The organism is Leclercia sp. 1548, from assembly GCF_050435045.1.
Taxonomy (GTDB): Bacteria; Pseudomonadota; Gammaproteobacteria; order Enterobacterales; family Enterobacteriaceae; genus Enterobacter; species Enterobacter adecarboxylatus.
The window spans coordinates 33,740-60,695 of sequence record NZ_JBNDJP010000003.1 but is presented as its reverse complement, the minus strand read 5'-3'; the positions used below and the strand labels follow the sequence as shown (position 1 = coordinate 60,695).

The following is a 26,956-nucleotide window of genomic DNA, read 5'->3' as shown; positions in this document are numbered from 1 at the left end:
GTAACACTTGACAAGCCTGTGAGGAAAAGCGTATTTGCGCACACGACCAGAACACTTAATAAACAACGCTCAACCCCTTTTATAACGTGACGGGAAGAGCGGATCTCAGAGTTATATTATCGGCAGAAAGTTCCGCTTTATAAGCCAAAACCTCTACCCCCTGCTTTTGTGCCTCATTCAACAGTTGCGCGTACTTAGGGTCAATATGGCGGGCAGGTGAGAATTTTCCAATTGCGCTGTGCAATACCGCAAAAAACAGCACGGCGCGCTTGCCTTCTGCCGCCACACTAATCAACTCCCGGAGATGCTTCTGCCCTCGCAGCGTTACCGCATCCGGAAAGTAGCCATTATCCCTGTCAGCTAACGTTACTGATTTCACTTCAATATAGCACTCGGGTTGATCCTCTGCCTGCAACAGAAAGTCAATTCTGCTGTTTTCAGCACCATATTTCACTTCAGTTTTTAAGGAATTGTAGCCGCGCAGTTCAGGAATTAAATCCAGACTAATCGCCTCTTTCACCAACTGGTTGGCGCGCAGCGTATTGACACAAATATATTCTCCCCCGGCGGTTTGCGTTATTTCCCAGGTATGAGGATATTTACGTTTGATATTGAGAGAGGTGGAGTACCAGACGGTATCCCCGGGGGTCGCGCAGCCGGTCATTGCCCCGGTATTCGGGCAGTGCAGGGTGAGGGCAACGCCCTCCGGCGTTACCACGTCGGCCAAAAAACGCTTGTAGCGCTGCACCAGCGTGGCGGGTTGTAGGGCAGGGGTAAACTGCATGCAGATTCCTTGTTATTCGGTAAGCGTCCAGCGCTGGAGCGGCGTATAGCGCGTGCGCCCGCCAGCAAAACGGCTCTCGTAGAGGACAAATTCCTTCACCGGAAACGCCCAATGAAAACCCGGCGGCGGAATGGCAACCGCGTGGCTGGCATCGCGCAGCAGGGTGATATGGGGGTGAAATGGCTGCGGGCTTTGATAGCAACCGCTGCGCGCCGCCTGGGCACGCAGCATATTGGCTAACTGCAATAATCCCCGCGGCGGCTGGCGCGTACCCAGCCAGAGCACGCGGGAGCGCAGCCACTGTCCGGCATCGTCCAGCGTCAGGGTAAACCCCGGCTGGCGGATACGCCCGGCCATGGCCGCCAGCGCCTGACGTTTTTCGTCGCTGACCTCCCCTAAAAACGCCAGCGTCAGGTGCAGGTTGGCCGCCGCCACCGGACGGCCTGCTTCCGGCGCGAAATGGTCGGCGCGCCAGCGCACGACCTGGCGCTGGATTGCGGCAGGCATTTCAATGGCAAAAAACAGCCTTTTCGACTCAGACATACGGGGCACTCGGTAATGAATTGTGGCGATGCTACAATGTACGCCGTCTAAAGTTAACCCTCTGGAGCCATTCGTGTCCTTGTTGCCGGTCGCCGCTGTCCTTCCTGAACTTCTCCTCGCGTTACAACACGCCCCCCAGGTTCTGCTTACTGCGCCCACCGGTGCGGGGAAATCGACGTGGCTGCCGCTGCAAATCCTGGCGCAGGGGGGAATTAACGGCAAAATTATTCTGCTCGAACCGCGCCGGATCGCCGCCCGTAATGTCGCGCAGCGGCTGGCAGATTTGTTGGGTGAAAAGCCGGGGGAGACGGTGGGTTACCGGATGCGCGCCGAAACCTGCGTGGGGGCGAATACCCGGCTGGAGGTGGTCACCGAGGGGATCCTGACCCGGATGTTGCAGCACGATCCCGAGCTGACCGGCGTGGGGCTGGTGATCCTCGATGAGTTCCACGAGCGCAGCCTGCAGGCGGATCTGGCCCTGGCGCTGCTGCTGGATGTCCAGCAGGGGCTGCGTGAAGATCTCAAACTGCTGATCATGTCCGCGACCCTGGATAACGATCGGCTCCAGCGTCTGCTGCCTGAGGCGCCGACCCTCGTTTCTGAAGGGCGCACCTTTCCGGTTGAGCGACGCTATCAGTCGCTACCGGCGCAGATGCGTTTCGACGAAGCGGTGGCGGTGGCGACCGCCGAGCTGCTGCGTCAGGAGCCTGGTTCGCTGCTGCTCTTTTTACCAGGCGTTAGCGAGATCCAGCGCGTGCAGGAGCAGCTCGCCCGTCGTGTAGCCAGTGACGTGGTGCTCTGTCCGCTGTATGGCGCGCTGTCGCTGACCGAGCAGCGTAAGGCGATCCTGCCCGCCCCGGCCGGACAGCGCAAAGTGGTGCTGGCGACCAACATTGCGGAAACCAGTCTGACGATCGAAGGCATCCGGCTGGTGGTGGATTCGGCCCAGGAGCGGGTAGCGAATTTCGATCCGCGCACCGGCCTTACCCGGCTGGTGACCCAGCGCGTCAGCCAGGCGTCGATGACCCAACGCGCCGGGCGTGCCGGGCGACTGGAACCGGGCATCTGCCTGCACCTGACGCCGTTCGAGCAGGCCGAGCGCGCGGCAGCCCAGGGCACGCCGGAAATTTTGCAAAGCGATCTCAGCGGGTTGCTGATGGAGTTGCTGCAGTGGGGTTGCCGGGATGCGGCGCAGTTGAGCTGGCTGGATCTGCCGCCTGCGACTAACCTTGCTGCGGCCCGCCGCCTGTTAACCCAGCTTGGGGCGCTGGCGGGGGAGCAACTTACCGCTCACGGGCAGAAGATGGCGAAGCTCGGTAGCGATCCGCGGCTGGCGGCGATGCTGGCCAGCGCCGTGGGTGAAGACGAAATTGCGACGGCGGCAAAACTGGCGGCTATCCTTGAACAGCCGCCGCGAGGCAGCAGCAGCGATCTGGCCCAGGCGTTCTTACGCAATCAGCCGGAGTGGCAGCAGCGCGCCCGGCAGTTGAATGCGCGGCTCAACAACCGCGGCGGGACCCCGGACAGCGACCACGTTCCCGCGCTGCTGGCAAAAGCGTTTCCCGACCGGATTGCCCGCCGTCGCGGGCTTGATGGCCGCTACCAGCTGGCGAACGGCATGGGGGCCATGCTGCAGAGCGATGACGCCATGACCCGTCACGAGTGGTTGATTGCGCCGTCACTGCTGCAGGGCAGCCAGTCGCCGGACGCCCGCATTTTGTTGGGCTTAGCCGTGGATATTGATGCCCTGATAACTGCCTCCCCTTGCCTGGTGACGCAGTCTGATACCGTCGAGTGGGATGATGCCCAGGGTACGCTGAAGGCTTTTCGCCGGGCGCAGATTGGCCGCCTGACGGTGAACGTGAAGCCGTTGGCGAAGCCGTCGGAAGAGGAGTTGCATCAGGCGATGCTCAACGGCATCCGTGATAAAGGGCTAAGCGTGCTGAACTGGACCCCTGAGGCGGAGCAGTACCGAATCCGCCTGCACTGCGCGGCGCAGTGGCTGCCGGAGTTTGACTGGCCCGCAGTAGATGAAGCGTCGCTGCTGGCCAATCTGGAAAACTGGTTACTGCCGCAAATGCATGGCGTACACTCCCTGCGCGCGTTGAAAGCGCTGGATGTTAAGGTGGCGTTACAGAACTTAACCGACTGGTCGTTACGTCAGCGTCTGGATACTGAGCTTCCGGGGCATTACACTGTGCCGACCGGCAGCCGGATAGCCATTCGTTATCATGAAGATAATCCTCCGGCGCTGGCGGTACGGATGCAGGAGATGTTTGGCGAGGCGACCACGCCTGCCATTGCGCAGGGCCGTGTGCCGCTGGTGCTGGAGCTGTTGTCACCGGCCCAGCGCCCGCTGCAGATCACTCGCGATCTGGGGGCTTTCTGGGCTGGAAGCTACCGCGAGGTGCAAAAAGAGATGAAAGGACGCTATCCGAAGCATGTCTGGCCGGACGATCCGGCGAATACCGCGCCAACCCGGCGCACGAAAAAGTATTCGTAACGGCGCGGGTGCGCGCTAAGGCCTTCATCCCGGCCTTCTCCTGCAAGGAGAGGGCATAAATTTTGAGAGATTTCTTCTTCCTCCATCAGGGGGAAGAACTGAGAATCGGGCCCTTGCGCCTGATAGTTGCGGAGAGAGAGCATGGCGGGGAATGACCGCGAGCCAATAGGACGAAAAGGAAAACCTTCGCGTCCGGCGAAAGAAAAAGCAGGCCGTCGTCGCCTCAGTGATGAGGAGTATGACGACGTTGATAATGAGTATGAGGATGAGGCGCCCGTGCCACGTAAAGGAAAAGGCAAAAAAGGTAAACCTCGCGGCAAACGCGGCTGGTTCTGGCTGCTGCTGAAGCTATTTATTGTTTTCATCGTCCTGCTGGCGATCTACGGCGTCTATCTGGACCAGAAGATCCGTAGCCGTATCGACGGTAAAGTCTGGCAGCTGCCAGCGGCGGTGTATGGCCGGATGGTCAACCTCGAGCCGGAAATGACCATCAGCAAGAACGAGATGGTCAAGCTGCTGGAGGCCACCCAGTACCGCCAGGTGACGAAGATGACGCGTCCCGGCGAGTTTACGGTGCAGGCGAAAAGCATCGAGATGATCCGCCGTCCGTTTGACTTCCCGGACAGCAAAGAGGGGCAGGTGCGCGCGCGTCTGACCTTCGATGGCGATCATATCGACACCATCGAGAACATGGACAACAACCGTCAGTTCGGTTTCTTCCGTCTCGATCCGCGACTGATCACCATGCTCTCCTCGCCAAACGGCGAGCAGCGTCTGTTTGTCGCGCGTAACGGTTTCCCGGATCTGCTGGTGGATACCCTGCTGGCGACCGAAGACCGTCACTTCTATGAACATGATGGTGTCAGCCTGTACTCCATTGGCCGTGCGGTGCTGGCGAACCTGACTGCCGGACGGACGGTGCAGGGGGCAAGTACCCTGACCCAGCAGCTGGTGAAAAACCTGTTCCTCTCCAGCGAACGCTCCTACTGGCGTAAGGCCAACGAAGCGTACATGGCGGTGCTGATGGATGCCCGCTACAGCAAAGATCGCATTCTTGAGCTGTATATGAACGAGGTCTACCTCGGTCAGAGCGGCGACAATGAAATCCGCGGCTTCCCGCTGGCGAGCCTCTACTACTTTGGTCGTCCGGTGGAAGAGCTGAGCCTCGACCAACAGGCACTGCTGGTGGGCATGGTGAAAGGGGCGTCGATCTACAACCCGTGGCGTAACCCGAAACTGGCGCTGGAACGCCGTAATCTGGTGCTGCGTCTGCTGCAACAGCAGCAGGTGATCGACCAGGAGCTGTACGACATGCTCAGTGCGCGTCCGTTAGGCGTCCAGCCGCGCGGCGGTGTGATCTCCCCGCAGCCTGCCTTTATGCAGATGGTGCGTCAGGAGCTGCAAACCAAGCTGGGCGACAAAGTTAAAGATCTCTCCGGCGTGAAGATCTTCACCACCTTTGACTCAGTGGCGCAGGACGCTGCAGAGAAAGCGGCGGTGGAAGGCATTCCGGCGCTGAAAAAGCAGCGTAAGCTGAGCGATCTGGAAACCGCGATGGTGGTAGTCGACCGTACCACCGGTGAAGTGCGGGCCATGGTCGGTGGGGCAGAGCCGCAGTTTGCGGGCTACAACCGCGCAATGCAGGCACGCCGTTCGATCGGCTCCCTGGCAAAACCGGCGACCTATCTCACCGCGTTAAGCCAGCCGAACCAGTATCGTCTGAACACCTGGATTGCCGATGCCCCGATTGCCCTGCGCCAGCCAAACGGACAGGTATGGTCGCCGCAGAACGACGACAAACAGTACAGCGGCCAGGTCATGCTGGTGGATGCCCTGACGCGTTCCATGAACGTGCCGACGGTCAACCTCGGGATGGCGCTGGGTCTGCCAGCCGTTACCGATACCTGGCAGAAGCTGGGTGTGCCGAAAGATCAGCTGCATCCGGTTCCGGCCATGCTGTTAGGGGCGTTGAACCTGACGCCGATCGAAGTGGCGCAGGCGTTCCAGACCATCGCCAGCGGCGGTAACCGTGCACCGCTCTCTGCGCTGCGTTCGGTGATTGCCGAAGATGGCACCCCGCTGTACCAGAGCTTCCCGCAGGCTGAGCGTGCCGTACCGGCGCAGGCCGCGTATATGACGCTGTGGACCATGCAGCAGGTGGTGCAGCGCGGGACCGGTCGCCAGCTTGGCGCGAAGTATCCGGGTCTGCATCTGGCGGGTAAAACCGGGACCACCAACAACAACGTCGATACCTGGTTTGCGGGCATCGACGGGCGTGAAGTGGTGATCACCTGGGTAGGACGCGACAACAACCAGCCGACGAAACTGTATGGTGCCAGCGGGGCGATGTCGATTTACCAGCGCTATCTGGCTAACCAGTCGCCGGTTCCGTTAACCCTGACGCCACCGGAAGATATCGTGAACATGGGCGTGGATGAGTCGGGTAACTTCGTGTGTGGTGGCGGAATGCGTAGCGTTCCGGTCTGGACCGCGAACCCGGACTCCCTGTGCCAGGCGCCAGTACCGGAGCCGACGGGCAACCCGTTTGAGCAGTCTTCTCCTCAGCAGCCGCAGCAGCAGCAGCAACAACAGCCGCAGCAGCAGAATGAGAAGAAAGACAGCGACGGTGTCGCAGGCTGGATCAAGGATATGTTCGGCGGTAATTAATCATCAGTCCCTCTCCTGCGGGAGAGGGACTTTTCACCTCAATTCAACATCCCTTCAACAGTAAAACCCCTCGTTTATTAACCCTGCATTTTCCATTGTTTAATTCTTATACCCTCAATTCCTGTAGGGCCGCATATCACTTGCTATGCCGTGAATGTTTCGCATAATATGCTGCGGTCATAATAATAATTCTCGTTTACGTTATCATTCACGCTTCCATCAGAGACATACCAATGGCGCATTCAAAAACTGCTCAGCCAATGCAATCTTCGCTGCGTAAAATCGCAGTCGTTGTAGCCACAGCGGTTAGCGGCATGTCTGCTTACGCTCAGGCTGCTGACACCCCTAAAAAAGAAGAAACCATCACCGTAACCGCAGCACCTGCTGCGCAGGAAAGTGCCTGGGGTCCGTCACCGACGATTGCGGCAAAACGCACCGCAACGGCGACCAAAACAGATACGCCTGTTGAAAAGACACCGCAGTCTATTTCAGTGGTAACCCGTGAAGAGATGGATATGAAGCAGCCGGGCACGGTTAAACAAGCCCTGGCCTACACGCCAAGCGTCTTTGCTACACGCGGTGCCTCCACGACCTACGACGTGGTCTCTATTCGTGGCTTCACGACTTCCAGCACAGTGAATACTAACCAGTATCTGGATGGGATGAAGCTGCAGGGTGATAACTATTCTGAAGCGTCCATGGATCCGTATTTCCTTGAACGTGTTGAATTACTGCGTGGCCCAACATCCGTCCTGTACGGCAAAAGCCACCCAGGCGGCGTGGTAAGCATGGTCAGCAAGCGCCCGACCACCGAGCCGCTGAAAGAAGTTCAGTTCAAGATGGGTACCGATAACCTGTGGCAAACCGGGTTTGATTTCAGCGATGCGATCGACGATGACGGCGTGTGGTCATACCGCCTCACCGGGCTGGGCCGCAGTGAGAATGCGCAACAGGAGATGGTTAAGTCTACCCGTTACGCTATTGCTCCATCCTTTAGCTGGCGTCCTGACGACAAAACCGATTTCACTTTCCTGAGCAACTTCCAAAGCGATCCGGATGCGGGCTATTACGGCTGGCTGCCGCGGGAAGGTACAGTAGTGCCTTACTATGACGCTAACGGAAAGGCACACAAGCTGCCGACCGATTTTAACGAAGGTGAAGAAGACAATAAGATCTCCCGTCGTCAGAAGATGGTGGGTTACAGCTTCGCGCATGAATTTGACGATACCTTTACCCTGCGTCAAAACCTGCGTTACACCAAAATCAACACGCTTTACCGCTCGGTCTACGGCAACGGATATATCGCCCCGGCACAAATTAGCCGCGCCTATGTACGTTCTGATGAAGATCTGAACTCGTTCACGGTAGATACCCAGCTTCAGTCCAAATTTGCCACCGGTGCCGTCGATCATACTCTGTTAACGGGTGTTGATTACCTGCGCATGCGTAACGACATTGATGCTGACTACGGCACCGCTGACCCTATCAGCATGACCAATCCGCAGCATGACAACGCGAATATCAATGTGAACTTCCCGTATGCCGTGCTTAATCGTCAGGAACAAACGGGCCTGTACGCACAAGATCAGGCTGAATGGGATAAATGGGTTCTGACTCTCGGCGGACGCTATGATTTCGCTAAAACGTCCACGCTGACACGTTCCTCTAACACTACGGCCGAAATCAACGATCAGGCGTTCACCTGGCGTGGTGGGATCAACTATCTGTTCGATAACGGTATCACGCCGTACTTTAGCTACAGCGAATCCTTTGAGCCAATCTCCGGCGGAACGCAGGGCGGCAAGCCTTTCGATCCGGCGCGCGGTAAGCAGTATGAAGCGGGCGTGAAATACGTACCGAAAGATCTGCCTGTTGTTGTGACGGCTGCCGTGTACCAGCTGACCAAAAACAACAACCTGACTGCCGATCCGGCGAACCCGACCAGTGGCTTTAGCGTGCAGGGCGGTGAAATCCGCTCACGTGGTTTCGAACTCGAAGCCAAAGCCGCGGTATCAGCCAACGTTGATGTGACGGCGTCCTACAGCTACACCGATGCAGAATACACACACGATACCTGGTATGAAGGCCGTCGTCCGGCGGAAGTGCCACGTAACATGGCTTCTCTGTGGGCGGATTACACCTTCCACGAGACGGCACTGAGCGGTCTGACTGTGGGTGCAGGTACGCGTTATATCGGTAACACTGTTTCCTACTATTCCGCCGCCTCTCCAAAAGCGTATCAGTCATTTAACGTGTCGGGCTATGCGCTGGCGGATGCGACCGTGAAATACGATCTGGCGCGCTTTGGGCTGCCGGGTTCATCAGTCGGTGTCAATGTGAACAACATCTTTGATCGCGAATACGTCTCCAGCTGCTATAGCGAATATGCATGCTACTGGGGTGCAGAGCGCCAGGTTGTTGCGACCGCGACCTTCCGCTTCTGATCTTTAAATTTGGGCACGATTTTCGTGCCCTTTTCTTTACTTAAGTTGGCTAACATGCAGGAAAACAACCCGCAATCTGATACCACTTTTGCACTCGATAGCATCTCCTTTCGCGTTCCCGGACGCACGCTGCTGCATCCACTTTCGCTGACCTTTCCCGCAGGCCAGGTGACGGGTCTGATCGGCCATAACGGCTCCGGCAAATCCACCTTACTGAAAATGCTTGGCCGCCATCAGCCGCCGTCTGAGGGCGATATTCTGCTCGACGGACAGCCGCTGGAGAGCTGGAACAGCAAAGCCTTTGCCCGCAAGGTCGCCTATCTGCCCCAGCAACTGCCACAGGCGGAAGGTATGACCGTGCGCGAACTGGTGGCGATTGGCCGTTATCCCTGGCACGGTGCATTAGGCCGCTTCGGCGTGGCCGACCGCGAGAAAGTGGAAGAGGCGATTACGCTGGTAGGATTAAAGCCGCTGGCCCATCGTCTGGTGGATAGCCTGTCCGGCGGCGAACGCCAGCGCGCGTGGATCGCCATGCTGGTGGCGCAGGACAGCCGTTGTTTACTGCTGGATGAACCGACCTCGGCTCTCGACATTGCCCATCAGGTGGACGTGCTGGCGCTGGTGCATCGCTTAAGCCAGCAGCGTGGGCTGACGGTGATTGCGGTGCTGCACGACATCAACATGGCGGCGCGTTACTGCGACTATCTGGTGGCGCTGCGCGGTGGCGAGATGATTGCCCAGGGTACGCCTGCCGAGCTGATGCGCAGTGAAACGCTGGAACACATTTACGGGATCCCAATGGGGATCCTGCCGCATCCTGCCGGAGCGGCACCGGTGAGCTTTGTCTATTGATGCCTGAGTTAACACATATTAGCCGTCGTCGTCTGTTGACGGCCATGGCCCTCTCGCCGCTGCTGTGGAAAATGGGCACGGCGCATGCCGCCGCGGCCGTCGATCCTCATCGCATTGTGGCCCTCGAGTGGTTGCCGGTCGAGCTGCTGCTGGCGCTTGGCGTCACCCCCTACGGCGTGGCCGACATTCCCAACTACAGCCTGTGGGTGAACGAGCCTCGGCTGCCGGAAACGGTGATCGACATTGGCCTGCGTACCGAACCCAATCTCGAACTGCTCACGCAGATGAAACCGTCGTACCTGGTCTGGTCGGCAGGGTATGGGCCATCAGAAGAGAAGCTGGCGCGGATTGCGCCGGGGCGCGGGTTCGCCTTTAGCGACGGTAAAAAACCCCTGGCCAACGCCCGCAAATCCTTAACCGAGATGGCACAGCTGCTGAACATGGAAGCGGCTGCCCGATCGCATCTGGATCATTTTGACAGCGTGATCGACAGCTACAAACCGCGTTTTGCTGGCCGTGGCGACCGACCGCTGCTGATGGTGACCCTGCTCGATGCCCGCCATATGCTGGTGTTTGGCAACAACTGCCTGTTCCAGGAAGTGCTGGATCGCTATGGGATTAAAAACGCCTGGGAAGGGGAGATGACCTTCTGGGGCAGTACCACCGTGGGCATCGACCGTCTGGCCATGTTCCGTGATGTGGATGTGCTGTGCTTCGATCATGGCAATGAGCGCGAGATGCAGACATTAATGGCGACGCCGCTGTGGCAGGCGATGCCGTTTGTCCGCCAGCAGCGCGTCAAGCGCGTGCCCGCGGTGTGGTTCTACGGCGCTACCCTGTCGGCGATGCACTTTGCCCGTGTGCTGGACAGCGCGCTGGGAGGCCAGGCATGAAGTCACGGATAACCCTTTTCCCGGCGCTGCTGATGGCGCTGCTACTGGTGGTCGCGCTGGGCCTAACCTGGTGGAACCTGAATCTGGCGCTGCCGCGCGCGCAGTGGGGGAGTGCCTTAATCGCCCCCGATATCGACAATATTCAACAGATGCTGTTCCACTACAGCCTGCTGCCGCGGCTGGCGATCTCGCTGCTGGTGGGCGCAGGGCTTGGGCTGGTGGGCGTGCTCTTCCAGCAGGTATTACGTAACCCGCTGGCAGAGCCGACGACCCTTGGCGTGGCGACGGGTGCCCAACTGGGGATGACGATTATCACGCTGTGGGCGCTCCCGGGCGTACTGGCGGCGCAGTTTGCCGCGCTGGTGGGTGCTTGCGTCGTCGGTGCGATTGTCTTTGGCGTGGCCTGGGGTAAACGCCTCTCGCCGGTGACGCTGATCCTCGCCGGGCTGGTGGTGAGCCTCTACTGCGGCGCGGTCAACCAGCTGCTGGTGATCTTCCATCATGACCAGCTGCAGAGCATGTTCCTCTGGAGCACCGGGACGCTGACACAAACCGACTGGAGCATCGTCCAGCGTCTGTGGCCGCAGCTGCTCGGCGGCGTGCTGTTGACCCTGCTGCTGCTGCGTCCGCTTACCCTAATGGGGCTGGACGATGGCGTGGCGCGCAACCTCGGTCTGGCGCTGTCGCTGGCCCGTCTGGCGGCGCTGACGCTGGCGATTGTCATCAGCGCCCTGCTGGTGAATGCGGTCGGCATCATCGGTTTTATCGGCCTGTTCGCGCCGCTGCTGGCAAAAATGCTCGGCGCGCGCCGTTTGCTCTCCCGGCTGATCCTCGCCCCGCTGATTGGTGCCCTGATCCTCTGGCTTTCTGACCAGGTGATCCTCTGGCTGACGCGGGTATGGATGGAAGTCTCGACCGGTTCGGTCACGGCGCTGATTGGCGCGCCGCTGCTGCTGTGGCTGCTGCCACGCCTGCGCAGCATGAGCGCCCCGGCAATGAACGCGGGCGATAAAGTGAGCGCCGAGCGTCATCATGTCTTGTGGTTTGCCCTGGCGGGTGGCGCGGTACTGATGCTGGCGGTGATTGCGGCGCTGGCGTTTGGCCGTGATGCCCAGGGCTGGCACTGGGCGAGCGGGGCGATGCTCGATGAGCTGCTGCCGTGGCGCGCGCCGCGTATCTTCGCCGCGCTCATTGCCGGGGTGATGCTGGCGGTAGCGGGCTGCATTATCCAGCGTTTGACCGGCAACCCGATGGCAAGCCCGGAAGTGCTGGGGATCAGCTCCGGCGCAGCGTTCGGCGTGGTGTTGATGCTCTTCTTCGTACCGGGTAATGCCTTCGGCTGGCTGATGCCTGCGGGCAGTATCGGTGCGGCGGTCACGCTGCTGATCATCATGATTGCCGCCGGACGGGGCGGCTTCTCGCCGCACCGGATGCTGCTGGCGGGGATGGCGCTGAGTACCGCCTTCACCATGCTGCTGATGATGCTGCAGGCGAGCGGCGATCCGCGGATGGCGCAGATCCTGACCTGGATTTCTGGTTCAACCTATAACGCCACGAATGAACAGGTAGTGAGCACGGGAGTGGCGATGATTATCCTGTTGGCCCTGGTGCCGCTGTGTCGTCGCTGGCTGACGGTACTGCCGCTGGGGGGCGACACAGCGCGTTCCGTGGGGATGGCGCTGAGCGCCTCGCGTATCGGCCTGCTGTTACTGGCGGCCTCGCTGACGGCTACCGCCACCCTGACCATTGGGCCGCTGAGCTTTATCGGACTGATGGCACCGCACATTGCGCGGATGATGGGATTCCGCCGGACGATGCCGCATATTGTGATGTCGGCCTTAACGGGGGGGATCCTGCTGGTGTTCGCTGACTGGTGTGGCCGGATGGTGTTGTTCCCGTATCAGATCCCGGCGGGGCTGTTGTCCACCTTTATCGGGGCGCCTTACTTTATCTATCTGCTGCGCAAGCAGAGCCGATAAAAAAAGCCGGGTGGCGCTAACGCCCACCCGGCCTGCGGTTGATTTGCTGCCTCTTCCTGTGGGAGAAGAGTGGGGTGGGGGCATCCGGCCGCACCCCGCAAACCTTATCAGAGCTTCGCAAACACCCGACGCGCTGCGTCGATGGTGTTATTGATATCCTCTTCGCTGTGCGCAACCGACATAAAGCCTGCCTCAAACGCTGATGGTGCCAGATAAACACCTTCCTCCAGCATCAGATGGAAGAAACGCTTGAAGCGCTCAACGTCGCACTTCACCACATCCTGATAGCAGGTCACGGTTTTCGCGTCGGTGAAGAAGATGCCGAACATGCCGCCGACATGGTTCACCACCAGTGGAATACCCGCGTCTTCAGCCGCCTCCAGCAGGCCGTTTGCCAGCTGGGTGGTACGCTCGGTAAGGGTGGTATGAATACCCGGCTGCGCCACTTCGGTTAAGCAGGCGAAACCGGCCGCCATGGCAATCGGGTTACCAGAGAGCGTACCCGCCTGATAGACCGGGCCAGTTGGCGCCAACGCGTCCATTACCTCTTTACGACCGCCAAAAGCCCCCACCGGCATGCCGCCGCCGATGATTTTGCCCAGACAGGTCAGGTCCGGCACCACGTCGTAGTACGCCTGTGCGCCTGCGAGGGCTACGCGGAAACCGGTCATTACTTCGTCGATAATCAGCAGCGCGCCGAACTCGTCGCATAGCGCACGCAGACCCTGCAGGAAGCCAGGCTGCGGTGGAATGCAGTTCATATTGCCTGCCACCGGTTCGACGATAATGCAGGCGATCGCCTGCGGGTTCAGTTCAAAGGCTGCGCGCACCGAGTCGAGATCGTTATAGGTGCAGGTCAGGGTGTGCTTCGCAAAGTCTGCCGGCACGCCCGGAGAGTTCGGCTGGCCGAGGGTCAGCGCGCCAGAACCGGCTTTCACCAGCAGGCAATCCGCGTGGCCGTGGTAGCAACCTTCGAATTTGATGATTTTGTCGCGGCCAGTAAAGCCACGCGCCAGACGGATGGCGCTCATGGTCGCTTCGGTACCGGAGTTCACCATGCGCACCATATCCATGGTTGGCACCAGCTCGGTTACCAGCGCCGCCATTTTTACTTCCATCTCGGTAGGTGCCCCGAAGCTTAACCCGCGCTGCGCCGCTTCGATCACCGCGTTGCGGATGGCCGGGTGATTGTGACCCAGCACCATCGGCCCCCATGAGCCGACATAGTCGATATAGGCTTTACCATCCACATCGTACAGATAGGCGCCATCGGCACGTTCGATAAACAGCGGTGTCCCGCCCACGCCGGTAAAGGCACGGACCGGGGAGTTAACACCGCCAGGGATAAGCTCGCGGGCTGCACTGTAGAGGTTTTCAGACTTGCTCATGGCGTGGTTCCTGGCTCGTATAAAATGATTAAGCCCGCTATTCTAAGTGATTCGTGGAAGGTTATGAAATTTTTGCCCCATTAATGCATTAACAATTGTTAAGCAATTTTCCGAAGACGGCCGGGCGGTCTCTGGTAAACTCCCTGTGGCGATTTGTATGACGAAAACTAACAGGCCATGAAAGCAGATTCTCCCTCATTTGAACAACAACAGTTTGCGCGTGCGCGATCCCGTATCAGCATCCGGCGGCTGCTCAATCGCGACAAAACCCCGCTGGCGATTTTGCTGGGCGCAGCGGTAGTCGGCACGCTGGCGGGGCTGGTGGGCGTCGCATTCGAAAAAGCCGTCAATGCCGTGCTTAACTGGCGTATCGGCACCGTTGCGGGTTATGCCGATCGTGAAGGGCTGGTCTGGCTCCTGGCGTTTGGTTTATCCGCTCTGTTGGCGATGGTCGGTTATTTTCTGGTGCGTAAATTCGCCCCGGAAGCGGGCGGCTCGGGGATCCCTGAGATAGAAGGGGCGCTCGAAGAGCTGCGCCCGGTTCGCTGGTGGCGCGTCCTTCCCGTTAAGTTTATTGGCGGAATGGGGACGCTGGGTGCGGGGATGGTGCTTGGGCGAGAAGGGCCGACCGTACAGTTGGGCGGTAATATTGGCCGTATGGTCAGCGATCTGTTCAGGATGCGCAGCGCCGAAGCACGCCATACGCTGCTGGCAACCGGTGCCGCCGCGGGGCTTTCCGCCGCGTTTAATGCCCCGCTGGCGGGGATCCTGTTTATCATCGAAGAGATGCGGGCTCAGTTTCGCTATAACCTGATCTCGATTAAAGCGGTCTTTACCGGCGTGATTATGTCGAGCATTGTCTTCCGGCTTTTCAATGGCGAAGGGGCAGTTATTGAGGTCGGTAAATTGACCAACGCGCCGGTCAATACGCTGTGGTTGTATCTGATCCTCGGCATGATTTTTGGCATTGTAGGCCCGCTGTTTAATGCCGTTATTATTCGCGCTCAGGATATGTTCCAGCGGATTCACGGCGGCAACACGACCAAATGGGTGCTGGTGGGCGGCCTGCTGGGGGGCGTGTGCGGCGTGCTGGGCTTTATCGAACCTAACGCGGCAGGCGGTGGCTTTGGCCTGATCCCCATTGCGGCGGCGGGTAATTTTAGCATCGGCCTGTTGCTGTTTATGTTTATCTCCAGGGTGATCACCACCGTACTCTGCTTCTCCTCCGGCGCGCCTGGTGGCATTTTTGCCCCGATGCTGGCGTTAGGTACGTTGCTGGGAACGGCCTTTGGCATGGCTGCCGCCGCAGGCTTCCCGGCGTATCATCTTGAGGCTGGCACCTTTGCCGTCGCCGGAATGGGGGCGCTGCTGGCGGCATCGTTGCGCGCGCCACTGACCGGGATCGTGCTGGTGCTGGAGATGACCGACAATTACCAGCTCATTTTGCCAATGATCATTACCTGTCTGGGGGCCACACTATTAGCCCAGTTCCTCGGCGGAAAACCGCTATACTCCACCATTCTTGCCCGTACCCTGGCGAAGCAGAATACTTGAATGAATTACCAGGGTATTAGATAATGGCAACAAGAATTGGGTGATTTTTACCCACTAGCAGTATTCATGGGAGCATAAGATGAGTGATGACGTAGCGCTGCCGTTGCAGTTTACCGAAGCAGCAGCCAAAAAAGTAAAAGACCTGATTGCCGATGAAGACAACCCAGAGCTGAAATTGCGTGTTTACATTACCGGCGGCGGCTGCAGCGGCTTCCAGTATGGTTTCACCTTTGACGATCAGGTTAACGACGGTGACATGACCATCGAGAAGCAGGGCGTTGCGCTGGTCGTTGACCCGATGAGCCTGCAGTATCTGGTGGGCGGCGCGGTGGACTACACCGAAGGTCTGGAAGGTTCCCGCTTTGTGGTGACCAACCCGAACGCAACCAGCACCTGCGGGTGTGGCTCGTCGTTCAGCATTTAAAAGTGTGTGGCCGGGTGCCCTCACCCCGGCCCTCTCCTTACCGGAGAGAGAGCAAACATTAAAAACGGCAACCCTGGGTTGCCGTTTTGCTTTTATGACCTGGCGTTATCATCCAGCGCAAAGGTGGGTAGCTTCAGGTGCCAGCGAATGGCCGCCAGCCGGATCCCCAGCGTGACCACCATCCCCAGCATCGCCGCCTGTTCCAGCGGAACCTGAAATGTGTACCAGGCTGTGGCGTGGACGATCCCACCCAGAATACAGGCGGTGGCGTAAATCTCGGTTCTCAGGATCATCGGCACTTCGCGTGCCAGAATATCGCGGATAATCCCGCCGCCCACGCCGGTGACCACCCCCATACAGATCGCGACCATCGGGCCGGTGCCAGCCATAAAAGCTTTGTTAACCCCAATGCCGACAAAGACCGCGAGGCCTACCGCATCCAGCACCGGTAGCAGCCATTTAGGCAGGCGGCGCGGCTGACGGACCAGGATAATGGTTAACATGCAGGTGACCATCGCCACCACCAGATCGGTAGGATCTTTGACCCAGAAAACCGGGCCGTGATCGAGCGCCATGTCGCGGATCGTTCCTCCGCCCACGGCGGTGACGACCCCTAACACCAGCACGCCAAACGGGTCCATACGTAATTTACCGGCCAGCAGAACGCCGGAGATCGCAAAAACGGCTGTGCCGAGAATATCCAGCCAATAAACGAGCATCGTGATCCTCGAGAAAATTAGTGGCTCTGCGACAGCGCAGAGCAGAGTTGTTTTGCGGCGAGGATAATACGCGGGCTTGCGCGCTCAAACCAGTCGCTGTTCAGCGCAATCACCGGTATTTTTAGTTGGCTGTGCCAGTATTGTTCTATTTTAGGAATATCGCCCGCAGAACCGGCCACCACAATCGCCTGAGGCTGGCGCGCCAGCACCTGCTCGCGGCTCACCTGGGGCCAGGGGACACGGCTGGACGCGAAGATATTTTCTCCGCCACACAGTTCAACTACCTGATGTTGCAGCGATCCCCGGCTTGTCGTGAACAGCGGCTGTTGGCCGAACTGAATAAATACCCGCTTTTTCGGCAGGGTGCCGTAAGCCGCTTTCAGGGCGGCATAGTCGGTCAACATTTTTTGTGCGGCCTGTCGGGCCTGGTCTGGCGTCGGACTCCAGGGCGCAAGATCGCCAAGGGCCTGCGCGATATGTTCAATGCTGGTGGCATCGATCCACTGTACTTTTATCCCGAGCGAGGCCAGCTGGTTCACCTGCCGTTCCGCGTTGCCGCCGCGCCAGGCCAGCACCAGATCGGGCTTCAGGGCGACGATACGTTCAACGTTCATGCCTTGCCAGGTGGCGACCTGCTCAATCTTTGCCGCTTCGGGGGGATAATCGGAAAAGCTGCTGACCCCGATGGGGGTGATCCCGGCGGCAAAGGCCAGTTCGGTATTGGCGGGGGAGAGGGTAATAACACGCGGCGCGGCCAGAAGCCACGCCGGTGCCAGCAGAAACAGCGCCAGAAGCGCCCTGACGAGCAGCTTAACCACGCGCCAGTTTCTGCACCAACGTCTCAACCATCAGGCTGGACTGTTTGGCAGCGACCACGAGGAACTCGTCGAAGCTCAGGTGAGACTGCTGATCCGCGACGTCGGAGATGGCGCGAACCACCACGAAGGGTACGCTGAAGTTATGGCAGACGTGGGCAATGGCGGTGGCTTCCATCTCAACGGCAATCGCCTGCGGGAAGTTATGGCGGATTTTCGCCAGGTTCACGGAACCATTGATAAAGGCATCGCCGCTGACAATCAGGCCACGCACGGCGTTGAGGTTCAGTTCCGCGATGCAGCTTTCTGCGGCGGCAATCAGCTTATCATCGGCTTTGAAACCGGCCGGGCAGCCCGGGAGCTGGCCGTATTCGTACCCGAAGGCGGTGACATCGGCGTCGTGATAGCGCGCTTCGTCAGAAACCACGATATCGCCCACTTTCAGGGTGGAGGCCAGGCCGCCCGCAGAGCCGGTGTTAATGATCACGTCTGGCTTGCAGCGTTCCAGCAGCAGGGTTGCGCCCAGCGCGGCGGAAACTTTACCGATACCCGATTTCAGCAGAGCAACTTCAGTACCGTTCAGCGTGCCGGTGTAGATCTCGCAGCCACCCAGAGAGAGGGTCTGACGGTTCTCAATTTTGTCACGCAGCAGCGTAACTTCTTCTTCCATTGCTCCAATAATACCGATTTTCATAGATTTACTCGCGATGTGCCTTGTTAAGATGCATAGTCTATCATGCGCTTCAGGGGAAACGCATTCTCACGCGGGGGAGCACATGGCACCAATCGACTTTCGCACCAAAATTAACTGGCACCGCCGGTACCGCTCTCCGCAGGGGAAAAAGAGCGAACATGAGATCCTGCGGATCTTCGAAAGTGACCGCGGGCGCATCGTCAACTCGCCGGCGATCCGCCGCCTGCAGCAAAAAACGCAGGTTTTCCCCCTCGAACGCAACGCCGCCGTGCGCACCCGCCTGACCCACTCCCTGGAGGTGCAGCAGGTAGGGCGCTATATCGCCAAAGAGATCTTAAGCCGCCTCAAGGAGCAGCGCCTGCTGGACGCCTACGGGCTGGATGAGCTGACCGGGCCGTTTGAAAGCATCGTTGAGATGGCGTGCCTGATGCACGATATCGGTAATCCCCCCTTCGGTCATTTTGGCGAAGCGGCCATCAATGACTGGTTCCGCCAGCGCCTGTTCCCCTCCGATGCTGCCAGCCAGCCCCTGAGCGACGATCGCTGCAGTGTGCAGGCTCTACGGTTGCGTGAAGGCGAAGAGACGCTGAACGGATTGCGACGCAAGGTACGTCAGGATCTGTGTCATTTTGAAGGCAATGCTCAGGGTATCCGTCTGGTGCACTCTCTGATGCGCATGAACCTCACCTGGGCGCAGGTGGGGTGCATTCTGAAATATACCCGCCCCGCCTGGTGGCAGGGCGACCCGCCCGAGACGCACAATTACTTAATGAAAAAACCGGGCTACTATTTCTCGGAAGAGGCGTATATCGAGCGGCTCCGGCAGGAACTTTCTCTCACGCCCTATGGCCGTTTTCCATTGACCTGGATTATGGAAGCGGCAGACGATATTTCCTATTGTGTGGCCGATCTGGAAGATGCAGTAGAGAAAAGAATATTCAGCGTCGAGGGGCTTTATCAGCATCTTTATGATGCCTGGGGCAACCACGAGAAAGGGTCTTTATTTTCCCAAGTGGTGGAAAATGCCTGGGAGAAATCACGCTCCAATTCCCTCAGTCGTAGCACTGAGGATCAGTTCTTTATGTATTTACGCGTCAATACATTAAATAAACTGGTGCCCTATGCGGCTGAGCGTTTTATCGACAATATCGATCAGATTTATCACGGTGAATTCAATCATGCGCTACTTGAAGACGACAGTAGCTTTAGTCAACTGCTTGAGTTATATAAAAATGTCGCCATGCGCCATGTCTTCAGCCACCCTGAGGTCGAGCAGCTGGAATTACAGGGATATCGGGTGATCACCGGCCTGCTGGAGATCTACCGTCCGCTGCTACAATTATCCGCGGAGGAGTTCAGCGAGTTGGTAGAAAAGGAGCGGGTCCGCCGCTTACCGATTGAATCCCGGCTATTTCATAAACTTTCACCGCGCCATCGGCTGGCGTATGTTGAGTCGGTCAGTAAATTTGATCGGCAGCAGCCAGACTGGCCGGTGCTGGAGTTTTATTATCGCTGCCGCCTGATTCAGGACTATATCAGTGGAATGACAGACTTATATGCCTGGGATGAATACCGCAAGTTGATGGCAGTGGAATAAGGCTGAGTTTTGTAAAGACGGACAATAAATTTTTACTTTTTCCAGAAACTTAATGCCGGAACTAAGCGCGTCGAAACGAATCTGATATACACAGCAATTGTGCGTGACCTGTAAATCGAGATTAAGAAACATGAAAAAAACCACTTTAGCAATGAGTGCACTGGCTCTGAGTTTAGGTTTAGCGTTATCCCCTCTGTCTGCCAGCGCAGCAGAGACTGTCTCTTCCGCAGCCACTGCGCAACAGATGCCAAGCCTGGCACCGATGCTGGAAAAAGTGATGCCTTCGGTGGTGAGTATCAATGTCGAAGGGAGCACCACCGTCAACACGCCGCGCATGCCGCGCAACTTCCAGCAGTTCTTCGGTGACAACTCGCCGTTCTGCCAGGAAGGTTCGCCATTCCAGAGCTCACCGTTCTGCCAGGGCGGGGCGGGTGATGACAACGGCGGCGGCCAGCAGCAGAAGTTTATGGCGTTGGGTTCCGGCGTAATCATTGATGCGGCCAAAGGCTATGTCGTCACCAACAACCACGTGGTGGATAACGCCAGCAGCATCAAAGTTCAGTTGAGCGACGGGCGTAAGCTTGACGCCAAAATGGTCGGAAAAGATCCGCGCTCTGATATCGCTCTGATTCAGATTCAGGATCCGAAAAACCTGACGGCGATTAAGCTGGCTGACTCAGACGCGCTGCGCGTCGGAGACTACACCGTGGCGATCGGTAACCCGTTTGGTCTGGGTGAGACGGTCACCTCCGGTATCGTTTCTGCCCTTGGCCGTAGCGGCCTGAATGCGGAAAACTATGAAAACTTTATCCAGACTGATGCGGCGATCAACCGCGGTAACTCCGGTGGTGCGCTGGTCAACCTGAACGGGGAGCTGATCGGGATTAACACCGCGATCCTCGCCCCGGACGGCGGTAACATCGGCATCGGCTTTGCGATCCCAAGTAACATGGTGAAAAACCTGACCGGTCAGATGGTTGAGTTTGGCCAGGTGAAACGCGGCGAGCTGGGTATCCTCGGCACCGAGCTGAACTCCGAACTGGCGAAAGCCATGAAGGTTGACGCCCAGCGCGGCGCCTTTGTCAGCCAGGTGATGCCAAACTCCTCCGCGGCGAAAGCGGGCATCAAGGCCGGTGACGTGATCACCACCCTGAACGGCAAACCGGTGAGCAGCTTCGCGGCACTGCGCGCAGAAGTTGGCTCCATGCCGGTGGGCAGCAAAGTCTCCCTGGGCCTGCTGCGTGAAGGGAAACCGGTCACGGTGACGCTGGAACTGCAGCAGAGCAGCCAGAATCAGGCGGGTACTGCTACCGCGGTCTTCAGCGGTATCGAAGGTGCGGATATGAGTAATAAAGGCCAGGATAAAGGCGTGTCGGTAGATAATGTCAAAGCCAACAGCCCGGCGGCCCGTATCGGCCTGAAGAAAGGGGACGTCATTATCGGTGCCAACCAGCAGCCGATTAAAAATGTCGAAGAACTGCGCAAGATCCTCGACAGCAAACCATCGGTGCTGGCGCTGAACATCCAGCGTGGCGACACCTCTCTCTATCTGCTGATGCAGTAAGTTGTTCTGCCCCTGTTTCTGTCTGGAAACAGGGGCGTTTTCATCCCTTTCTGTGAACCCTTCCACAAGTCCATACTTCTCCCTGTCAGTTTGTGCATCTGCACAATGCGGCGCGAATTAATCTTCCTTATGCTTGAGCGATGCTCAGAGGAGGGTGACATGGCTGGCTGGCATCTTGATACCAAAATGGCGCAGGATATCGTGGCGCGAACAATGCGCATCATCGACACCAATATTAACGTAATGGATGCTCGTGGCCGAATCATTGGCAGCGGCGATCGTGAGCGTATTGGGGAATTGCACGAAGGTGCGCTATTGGTGCTCTCTCAGGGGCGCGTGGTAGATATCGATGACGCGGTCGCGCGGCATCTGCATGGCGTGCGCCAGGGGATCAACCTGCCGCTGCGTCTGGAAGGCGAGATTGTCGGGGTTATCGGTCTGACCGGTGAGCCGGAATCCTTACGCAAATATGGCGAGCTGGTCTGTATGACGGCAGAGATGATGCTGGAGCAATCCCGCCTGATGCATCTGCTGGCGCAGGACAGCCGCCTGCGCGAAGAGCTGGTGATGAACCTGATCCAGGCGGAAGAGCATACCCCGGCGTTAACGGAGTGGGCGCAGCGTCTGGGCATTGACCTCAACCAGCCCCGCGTGGTGGCGGTCATCGAGGTCGACAGCGGTCAACTGGGCGTCGACAGCGCAATGGTCGAGCTGCAGCAGCTGCAAAACGCGCTGGCGACGCCAGAGCGTAATAACCTGGTGGCGATCGTTTCATTAACCGAGATGGTGGTGCTCAAACCGGCATTAAACCAGTTTGGTCGGTGGGATGCGGAAGATCACCGTCGGCGGGTGGAACAGCTGATTGCCCGGATGAAAGAGAATGGGCAACTGCGTTTCCGGGTCGCGTTAGGGAACTACTTTACCGGCCCCGGCAGTATTGCGCGCTCCTGGCGTACCGCCAGAACGACCATGATGGTTGGTAAGCAGCGTATGCCGGAAAACCGCAGCTATTTTTATCAGGATCTGATGTTGCCGGTGCTGCTCGACAGCCTGCGCGGTGGCTGGCAGGCCAACGAACTGGCGCGCCCGTTGGTACGTTTGAAAGCGATGGATAACAACGGCCTGCTGCGGCGCACGTTACAGGCCTGGTTCCGGCATAACGTGCAGCCACTGGCGACGTCCAAGGCGCTCTTTATTCACCGCAATACGCTGGAATATCGCCTGAACCGTATTTCAGAGTTAACGGGGCTGGATCTGGGGAATTTTGACGATCGGCTGTTGCTATATGTAGCGTTGCAGTTAGACGAGCAGAGATGACGTTGTTTGTCGGGTGATCCGGCCTGTACGGAAACGCAAAACGGCAACCAGAGGTTGCCGTTTTTAGTGTTTGCACCCTCTCCACGTGGGAGAGCGCCGGGTGAGGACATCAGGCCGCACCGGGAATTACTTGTTACGGGTCAACTTCTCAAGATCCGCTTCGATTTCCGTGATCTTGTGGGCAACGACGCTTTCCAGATGACGCAGGTCATCCAGGATCTTCCGCTTCAGATCCACCTCAGTGCGATCGCGCTGGCAAATCTGATCCAGCTCATCAATCACATAACGCAGATTAGGGCTGATCTCCTGCACTTCTTTGTAACCCTGACCGATGCCATCGGCAACGACAGTCTTACGCTGACGTGGGTACTTGAACTTCACGCTCTTGGCGAAGAACTCGCCTTTATCCTTGTGGAAATAGATTTTCAGGATATCGTTGTTGGCTTCCTGACGGAGGCTGTAACGGTCAATTTCATCAGGATTAGTAATGCCCAGACTTTTCAGATTATCGTACATAGCGGTACCCTTGATCTCAACATAACCCATGAATAATTCACGAAAAAATCTATTTTCGCCACCCTCAGATATAAAAAAAGCGGGGTTGCCCCCGCTTTTTGTTATACCCGATTAATCGATGGTGCGCAGCAGTTCGTTGATGCCAACTTTGCCGCGGGTTTTCGCATCGACTTTTTTGACGATAACCGCACAGTACAGGCTGTATTTGCCATCTTTTGATGGCAGGTTGCCGGATACCACCACTGAACCTGCTGGTACGCGACCGTAATGCACTTCACCGGTTTCGCGATCGTAAATACGGGTGCTCTGGCCGATGTAAACGCCCATAGAGATCACCGAGCCTTCTTCCACGATCACGCCTTCAACCACTTCGGAGCGTGCGCCGATGAAGCAGTTGTCTTCGATGATGGTCGGGTTCGCCTGCAGTGGCTCCAGAACACCACCGATACCCACGCCGCCAGAAAGGTGAACGTTTTTACCGATCTGCGCACAGGAGCCAACGGTGGCCCAGGTATCAACCATGGTGCCTTCATCAACGTATGCGCCAATGTTCACATAGGATGGCATCAGCACGGTGTTACGGGCGATAAATGCACCCTGGCGAACCGCCGCCGGTGGCACCACACGGAAACCTTCTTTCTGGAAACGCGCTTCGTCGTAATCAGCGAATTTCATTGGCACTTTATCGAAGTAGCGGCTTTCCGCACCGTCGATAACCTGGTTATCGTTAATACGGAAAGAGAGCAGTACCGCTTTCTTCAGCCACTGATGAGTGACCCACTGACCGTCGATTTTTTCGGCTACACGCAGCGCGCCGGAATCAAGCAGAGAAATAACCTGATTAACCGCCTCGCGGGTCACGGTATCCACATTTGCCGGAGTAATTTCGGCGCGACGCTCAAAAGCGGACTCAATAACGTTCTGTAACTGCTGCATAGTTCAACTCTTTCCAGGTAAAAAAAAACATCACCCTTTATCGTTTGGATTGAGGGCTGCTGTCAACCGTTGTTGCACTTCCTTCTGCAGGGCATTATTAAGCCCACGACGGTCGGCTGTGGCGATTATAAATAAATCTTCTACTCGCTCGCCAATGGTTGTAATTCTGGCGCCGTGCAGCGAAATTCCCAGATCCGCAAAAACCTGGCCAACCCTGGCAAGCAGGCCTGGCTGGTCGAGTGCGATCAGCTCAAGGAAGGATTTCCGGTCGGTATGCGTCGGCAAGAAATTGACCTCGGTATCGACGGTAAAGTGGCGCAGTTTGGCCGGTTGTCTCCGCGGCTGCGGTGGCTGCCAGCTGTGTTGGGTAATCGCCTGCTCCAGCCCGTAGCGAATCGGCTCGTGACGGTCGGCCGACAGCGGGCTTCCGTCCGGCTCCAGCACAATAAAGGTATCCATCGCCATGCCGTCGCGGGTCGTGAAGATCTGCGCGTCGTGAACGCTGAGGTTACGTCGGTCGAGTTCAGCACAGACCGCAGCAAACAGGTAAGCGCGGTCGGGGCTCCAGATAAAGATCTCCGTTCCCCCGCGGGTCGCCTGCGGGCTAAGCAGGATCAGGGGCTTAGACAGATCGTGCTGCAGCAGATGACGGGCGTGCCAGGCCAGCTGATTCGGGCTATGACGCACAAAATAGTTGGCGCGACAGCGCGCCCAAATCAGATGCAGTGCCTCTTCATTAATACTCTCCATCCGCAACAGTGCCAGAGCCTGCATCTGGTGATGGCGCACGCGTTCGCGCATGTCCGGCGTGCTCTGCATTCCGCGACGCAGCTGCTTCTCGGTGGCGAAATAGAGTTCGCGCAGCAGGCTCTGCTTCCAGCTGTTCCACAGCGTCTCGTTGGTGGCGCAGATGTCAGCCACCGTCAGGCAGACCAGGAAGCGCAGGCGATTCTCGGTCTGCACCTCTTCGGCAAACTGTTTGATCACCTCGGGATCCTGAATATCGCGCCGCTGGGCGGTAACCGACATCAGCAGGTGATGGCGTACCAGCCAGGCAACCAGTTGGGTTTCGCGCGAATTCAGCCCGTGCAGCTCGGCGAATTTCAGCACGTCCTCTGCACCCAGTATTGAGTGGTCGCCGCCGCGCCCTTTGGCGATATCGTGAAACAGGGCGGCAATCAGGATCAGCTCCGGGTTGGTGAGGCGTGGCCAAAGCTCGACGCAAAGCGGGTGGCGGCTGCGCACCTCTTCTCTGGCGAAGCTTTCCAGCTTCAGCATTACGCGGATGGTGTGTTCATCAACGGTATAGGCATGGAAAAGGTCAAACTGCATCTGGCCGACGATATGTGACCACTGCGGCATATAGGCCCAGAGTACGCTGTGACGGTGCATCGGCAGCAGCCCGCGGCTGACCGCACCAGGGTGGCGCAACATGCTCAGAAACAGCGAACGCGCTTCCGGGATATAGCACAGCGGCTGGTTAAGATGGCGGCGGGCGTGACGCAGGTGGCGCAACGTAGTGGAGTAGATCCCTGTGATGGTGCTGTTCCGCACCATGGTGTAGAACATCCGCAGAATCGCTTCCGGCTTACGGATAAACAGTGTCTCGTCACGCAGGTCGATCAGGGTGCCGCGCAGCTGGAATTCATCATCAATTGGACGCGGCTTTTCATCGGCGGTAAGCGCCAGGATCGCCTCATCGAACAGCTGCAACAGCATCTGATTCAGTTCACCCACGCGACGGGTCACGCGGAAGAAGTCCTTCATCATCTGCTCGACCGGTTCGTTACCTTCGCCGCTGTAGTGCAGGCGCTGGGCGACGCTTAGCTGGCGGTCAAACAGCAGACGGTTGTCGTAGCGGGTAACTTCAAGATGCAGGGCGAAACGGATGCGCCACAGCAGATGCAGACACTCATTCAGCTCGGTACGTTCGGCCTCGGTAAGGAAACCAAACCCGACCATCTCATCCAGCGAGGTGGCGCCGAAATGGCGGCGGGCGACCCATTGCAGGGTGTGGATATCGCGCAGGCCGCCCGGGCTGCTTTTGATATCCGGCTCCAGGTTGTAGCTGGTGCCGTGGTAACGCTGGTGGCGCACCTGCTGCTCATCGACCTTCGCGGCGAAGAACTTCTCTGATGGCCAGAAGCCGTCGCTGAAAATGTGCTTTTGCAGCTCCAGAAACAGGGCCACGTCGCCAATCAGCAGGCGGGTTTCAATCAGGTTGGTAGCGACGGTGAGATCGGATAACCCTTCCAGCAGACACTCTTCCAGGGTTCGCACGCTGTGGCCGATTTCAAGTTTGACATCCCACAGCAGGGTCAGCAGCTCACCGATTTTCTGCGCCTGTTCATCAGGCAGCTTTTTCCGGCTCAGGATCAGCAGGTCGATATCCGAAAGAGGGTGCAGCTCGCCACGGCCATAGCCGCCGACTGCGACCAGCGCCACATCGCCTAACTGACCAAAACCGTAGTCAATCCATAAGCGTTGCAGGAGCTGATCGATAAATTCCGTGCGCGCCTCAATAAGCGCTTCAGCGGAGATCCCGCTATCAAAGGCCTCCCCCAGCCAGCGCTGGAAGATATCGATATGCGCTTTGATGCCGGCGCAGGTCAGCTCGGCCGTCGGCCAGACGCCGGGGTTATCCGGCTGGCCAGGCAGGGTGGGGAGTGCCGTATTGGCATACTGTTCGGGTAAAAGGTTACTCATTGCGCGCCACCCATAAGAAAAAACGATAGCCATTAAAAAAGCCGGCATTTGCCGGCTTCTT

General features: G+C 58.0%; 20 protein-coding genes. 11 read left to right on the top strand and 9 right to left on the bottom strand.

The annotated features are described in order from the left end of the window. Window positions 1-79: 79 nt before the first annotated feature. Together sfsA and thpR are read right to left on the bottom strand one after the other, a co-directional pair. Entirely contained in the window at window positions 80-784 is a 705-nt protein-coding gene (gene sfsA / locus ABIE02_RS09850) for a DNA/RNA nuclease SfsA (protein WP_103792753.1), read from the bottom strand. A gap of 12 nt (window positions 785-796) precedes the next feature. Beyond that, window positions 797-1,327 (bottom strand): RNA 2',3'-cyclic phosphodiesterase, encoded by a 531-nt coding sequence (thpR, locus tag ABIE02_RS09845; protein WP_151583611.1) that lies wholly within the window; start codon window positions 1,325-1,327, stop codon window positions 797-799. 73 nt (window positions 1,328-1,400) lie between these two features. Here thpR and hrpB point away from each other — a divergent pair, with 73 nt between their 5' ends. The 6 genes from hrpB to fhuB all read left to right on the top strand — a co-directional run bounded on the left by hrpB (window position 1,401) and on the right by fhuB (window position 12,665). Then, on the top strand, window positions 1,401-3,830 hold the full coding sequence (gene hrpB, locus ABIE02_RS09840; RefSeq protein WP_336994876.1) for an ATP-dependent helicase HrpB: 2,430 nt from the start codon (window positions 1,401-1,403) through the stop codon (window positions 3,828-3,830). A gap of 141 nt (window positions 3,831-3,971) precedes the next feature. Next, window positions 3,972-6,497 carry a bifunctional glycosyl transferase/transpeptidase gene (mrcB, locus tag ABIE02_RS09835; protein ID WP_103792756.1) on the top strand — a complete coding sequence of 842 codons (2,526 nt, stop codon included), beginning with the start codon at window positions 3,972-3,974 and terminating at the stop codon, window positions 6,495-6,497. A gap of 233 nt (window positions 6,498-6,730) precedes the next feature. Continuing rightward, window positions 6,731-8,941 (top strand): ferrichrome porin FhuA, encoded by a 2,211-nt coding sequence (gene fhuA, locus ABIE02_RS09830; RefSeq protein WP_164539887.1) that lies wholly within the window; start codon window positions 6,731-6,733, stop codon window positions 8,939-8,941. A 54-nt stretch (window positions 8,942-8,995) separates the two neighbouring features. After that, window positions 8,996-9,793, top strand: coding sequence for a Fe3+-hydroxamate ABC transporter ATP-binding protein FhuC (gene fhuC, locus ABIE02_RS09825; RefSeq protein ID WP_032616591.1), 798 nt, complete (start codon window positions 8,996-8,998; stop codon window positions 9,791-9,793). Next, window positions 9,793-10,686, top strand: coding sequence for a Fe(3+)-hydroxamate ABC transporter substrate-binding protein FhuD (fhuD, locus tag ABIE02_RS09820; protein WP_059308704.1), 894 nt, complete (start codon window positions 9,793-9,795; stop codon window positions 10,684-10,686). Before fhuC ends, fhuD begins: the two co-directional genes overlap by 1 nt. Continuing rightward, complete coding sequence (gene fhuB / locus ABIE02_RS09815) at window positions 10,683-12,665, top strand: Fe(3+)-hydroxamate ABC transporter permease FhuB (RefSeq protein WP_144883752.1); 1,983 nt, start codon at window positions 10,683-10,685, stop codon at window positions 12,663-12,665. Before fhuD ends, fhuB begins: the two co-directional genes overlap by 4 nt. Before the next feature lie 107 nt (window positions 12,666-12,772). Here the strand turns inward: fhuB and hemL are convergent, their stop codons facing one another. Continuing rightward, complete coding sequence (gene hemL / locus ABIE02_RS09810; protein WP_144883750.1) at window positions 12,773-14,053, bottom strand: glutamate-1-semialdehyde 2,1-aminomutase; 1,281 nt, start codon at window positions 14,051-14,053, stop codon at window positions 12,773-12,775. Window positions 14,054-14,230: 177 nt separating this feature from the next. On the opposite strand from hemL, the gene clcA reads away from it, so the two are divergent. Both clcA and erpA read left to right on the top strand, forming a co-directional pair. Beyond that, the gene (gene clcA / locus ABIE02_RS09805; protein WP_077227179.1) at window positions 14,231-15,607 is read left to right on the top strand and encodes a H(+)/Cl(-) exchange transporter ClcA; all 1,377 of its coding nucleotides are present in this window, start codon (window positions 14,231-14,233) and stop codon (window positions 15,605-15,607) included. Window positions 15,608-15,686: 79 nt separating this feature from the next. After that, complete coding sequence (gene erpA, locus ABIE02_RS09800; RefSeq protein ID WP_032616597.1) at window positions 15,687-16,031, top strand: iron-sulfur cluster insertion protein ErpA; 345 nt, start codon at window positions 15,687-15,689, stop codon at window positions 16,029-16,031. A 92-nt stretch (window positions 16,032-16,123) separates the two neighbouring features. On the opposite strand, the gene ABIE02_RS09795 is transcribed toward erpA, so the two are convergent. The 3 genes from ABIE02_RS09795 to mtnN are packed head-to-tail and all read right to left on the bottom strand — an operon-like array spanning window position 16,124 to window position 18,259. Next, a complete protein-coding gene (locus ABIE02_RS09795; protein WP_032616598.1) occupies window positions 16,124-16,750 on the bottom strand; it encodes a TRIC cation channel family protein in 627 nt (208 codons plus the stop codon). A 17-nt stretch (window positions 16,751-16,767) separates the two neighbouring features. Further along, entirely contained in the window at window positions 16,768-17,568 is an 801-nt protein-coding gene (gene btuF, locus ABIE02_RS09790) for a vitamin B12 ABC transporter substrate-binding protein BtuF (protein WP_117386216.1), read from the bottom strand. After that, entirely contained in the window at window positions 17,561-18,259 is a 699-nt protein-coding gene (gene mtnN, locus ABIE02_RS09785) for a 5'-methylthioadenosine/S-adenosylhomocysteine nucleosidase (protein ID WP_032616601.1), read from the bottom strand. Before mtnN ends, btuF begins: the two co-directional genes overlap by 8 nt. Window positions 18,260-18,341: 82 nt before the next feature. Here mtnN and dgt point away from each other — a divergent pair, with 82 nt between their 5' ends. The 3 genes from dgt (at window position 18,342) to cdaR (ending at window position 22,737) form a co-directional block, all read left to right on the top strand. Next, window positions 18,342-19,856, top strand: a complete 1,515-nt coding sequence (gene dgt / locus ABIE02_RS09780) for a dGTPase (protein WP_077227181.1) — start codon at window positions 18,342-18,344, stop codon at window positions 19,854-19,856. 130 nt (window positions 19,857-19,986) lie between these two features. Beyond that, window positions 19,987-21,420, top strand: a complete 1,434-nt coding sequence (gene degP, locus ABIE02_RS09775) for a serine endoprotease DegP (protein WP_032616603.1) — start codon at window positions 19,987-19,989, stop codon at window positions 21,418-21,420. A 159-nt stretch (window positions 21,421-21,579) separates the two neighbouring features. Further along, on the top strand, window positions 21,580-22,737 hold the full coding sequence (gene cdaR / locus ABIE02_RS09770) for a DNA-binding transcriptional regulator CdaR (protein WP_039030313.1): 1,158 nt from the start codon (window positions 21,580-21,582) through the stop codon (window positions 22,735-22,737). A gap of 126 nt (window positions 22,738-22,863) precedes the next feature. Here cdaR and ABIE02_RS09765 read toward each other — a convergent pair whose 3' ends face one another. From ABIE02_RS09765 to glnD, 3 genes are all read right to left on the bottom strand, one after another. After that, window positions 22,864-23,253 (bottom strand): DUF3461 family protein, encoded by a 390-nt coding sequence (locus ABIE02_RS09765; protein WP_032616607.1) that lies wholly within the window; start codon window positions 23,251-23,253, stop codon window positions 22,864-22,866. Between the two features lie 111 nt (window positions 23,254-23,364). Next, the gene (dapD, locus tag ABIE02_RS09760; RefSeq protein ID WP_008501915.1) at window positions 23,365-24,189 is read right to left on the bottom strand and encodes a 2,3,4,5-tetrahydropyridine-2,6-dicarboxylate N-succinyltransferase; all 825 of its coding nucleotides are present in this window, start codon (window positions 24,187-24,189) and stop codon (window positions 23,365-23,367) included. Window positions 24,190-24,219: 30 nt separating this feature from the next. Further along, window positions 24,220-26,895, bottom strand: coding sequence for a bifunctional uridylyltransferase/uridylyl-removing protein GlnD (glnD, locus tag ABIE02_RS09755; RefSeq protein WP_077227190.1), 2,676 nt, complete (start codon window positions 26,893-26,895; stop codon window positions 24,220-24,222). Between the last annotated feature and the right edge of the window lie 61 nt (window positions 26,896-26,956).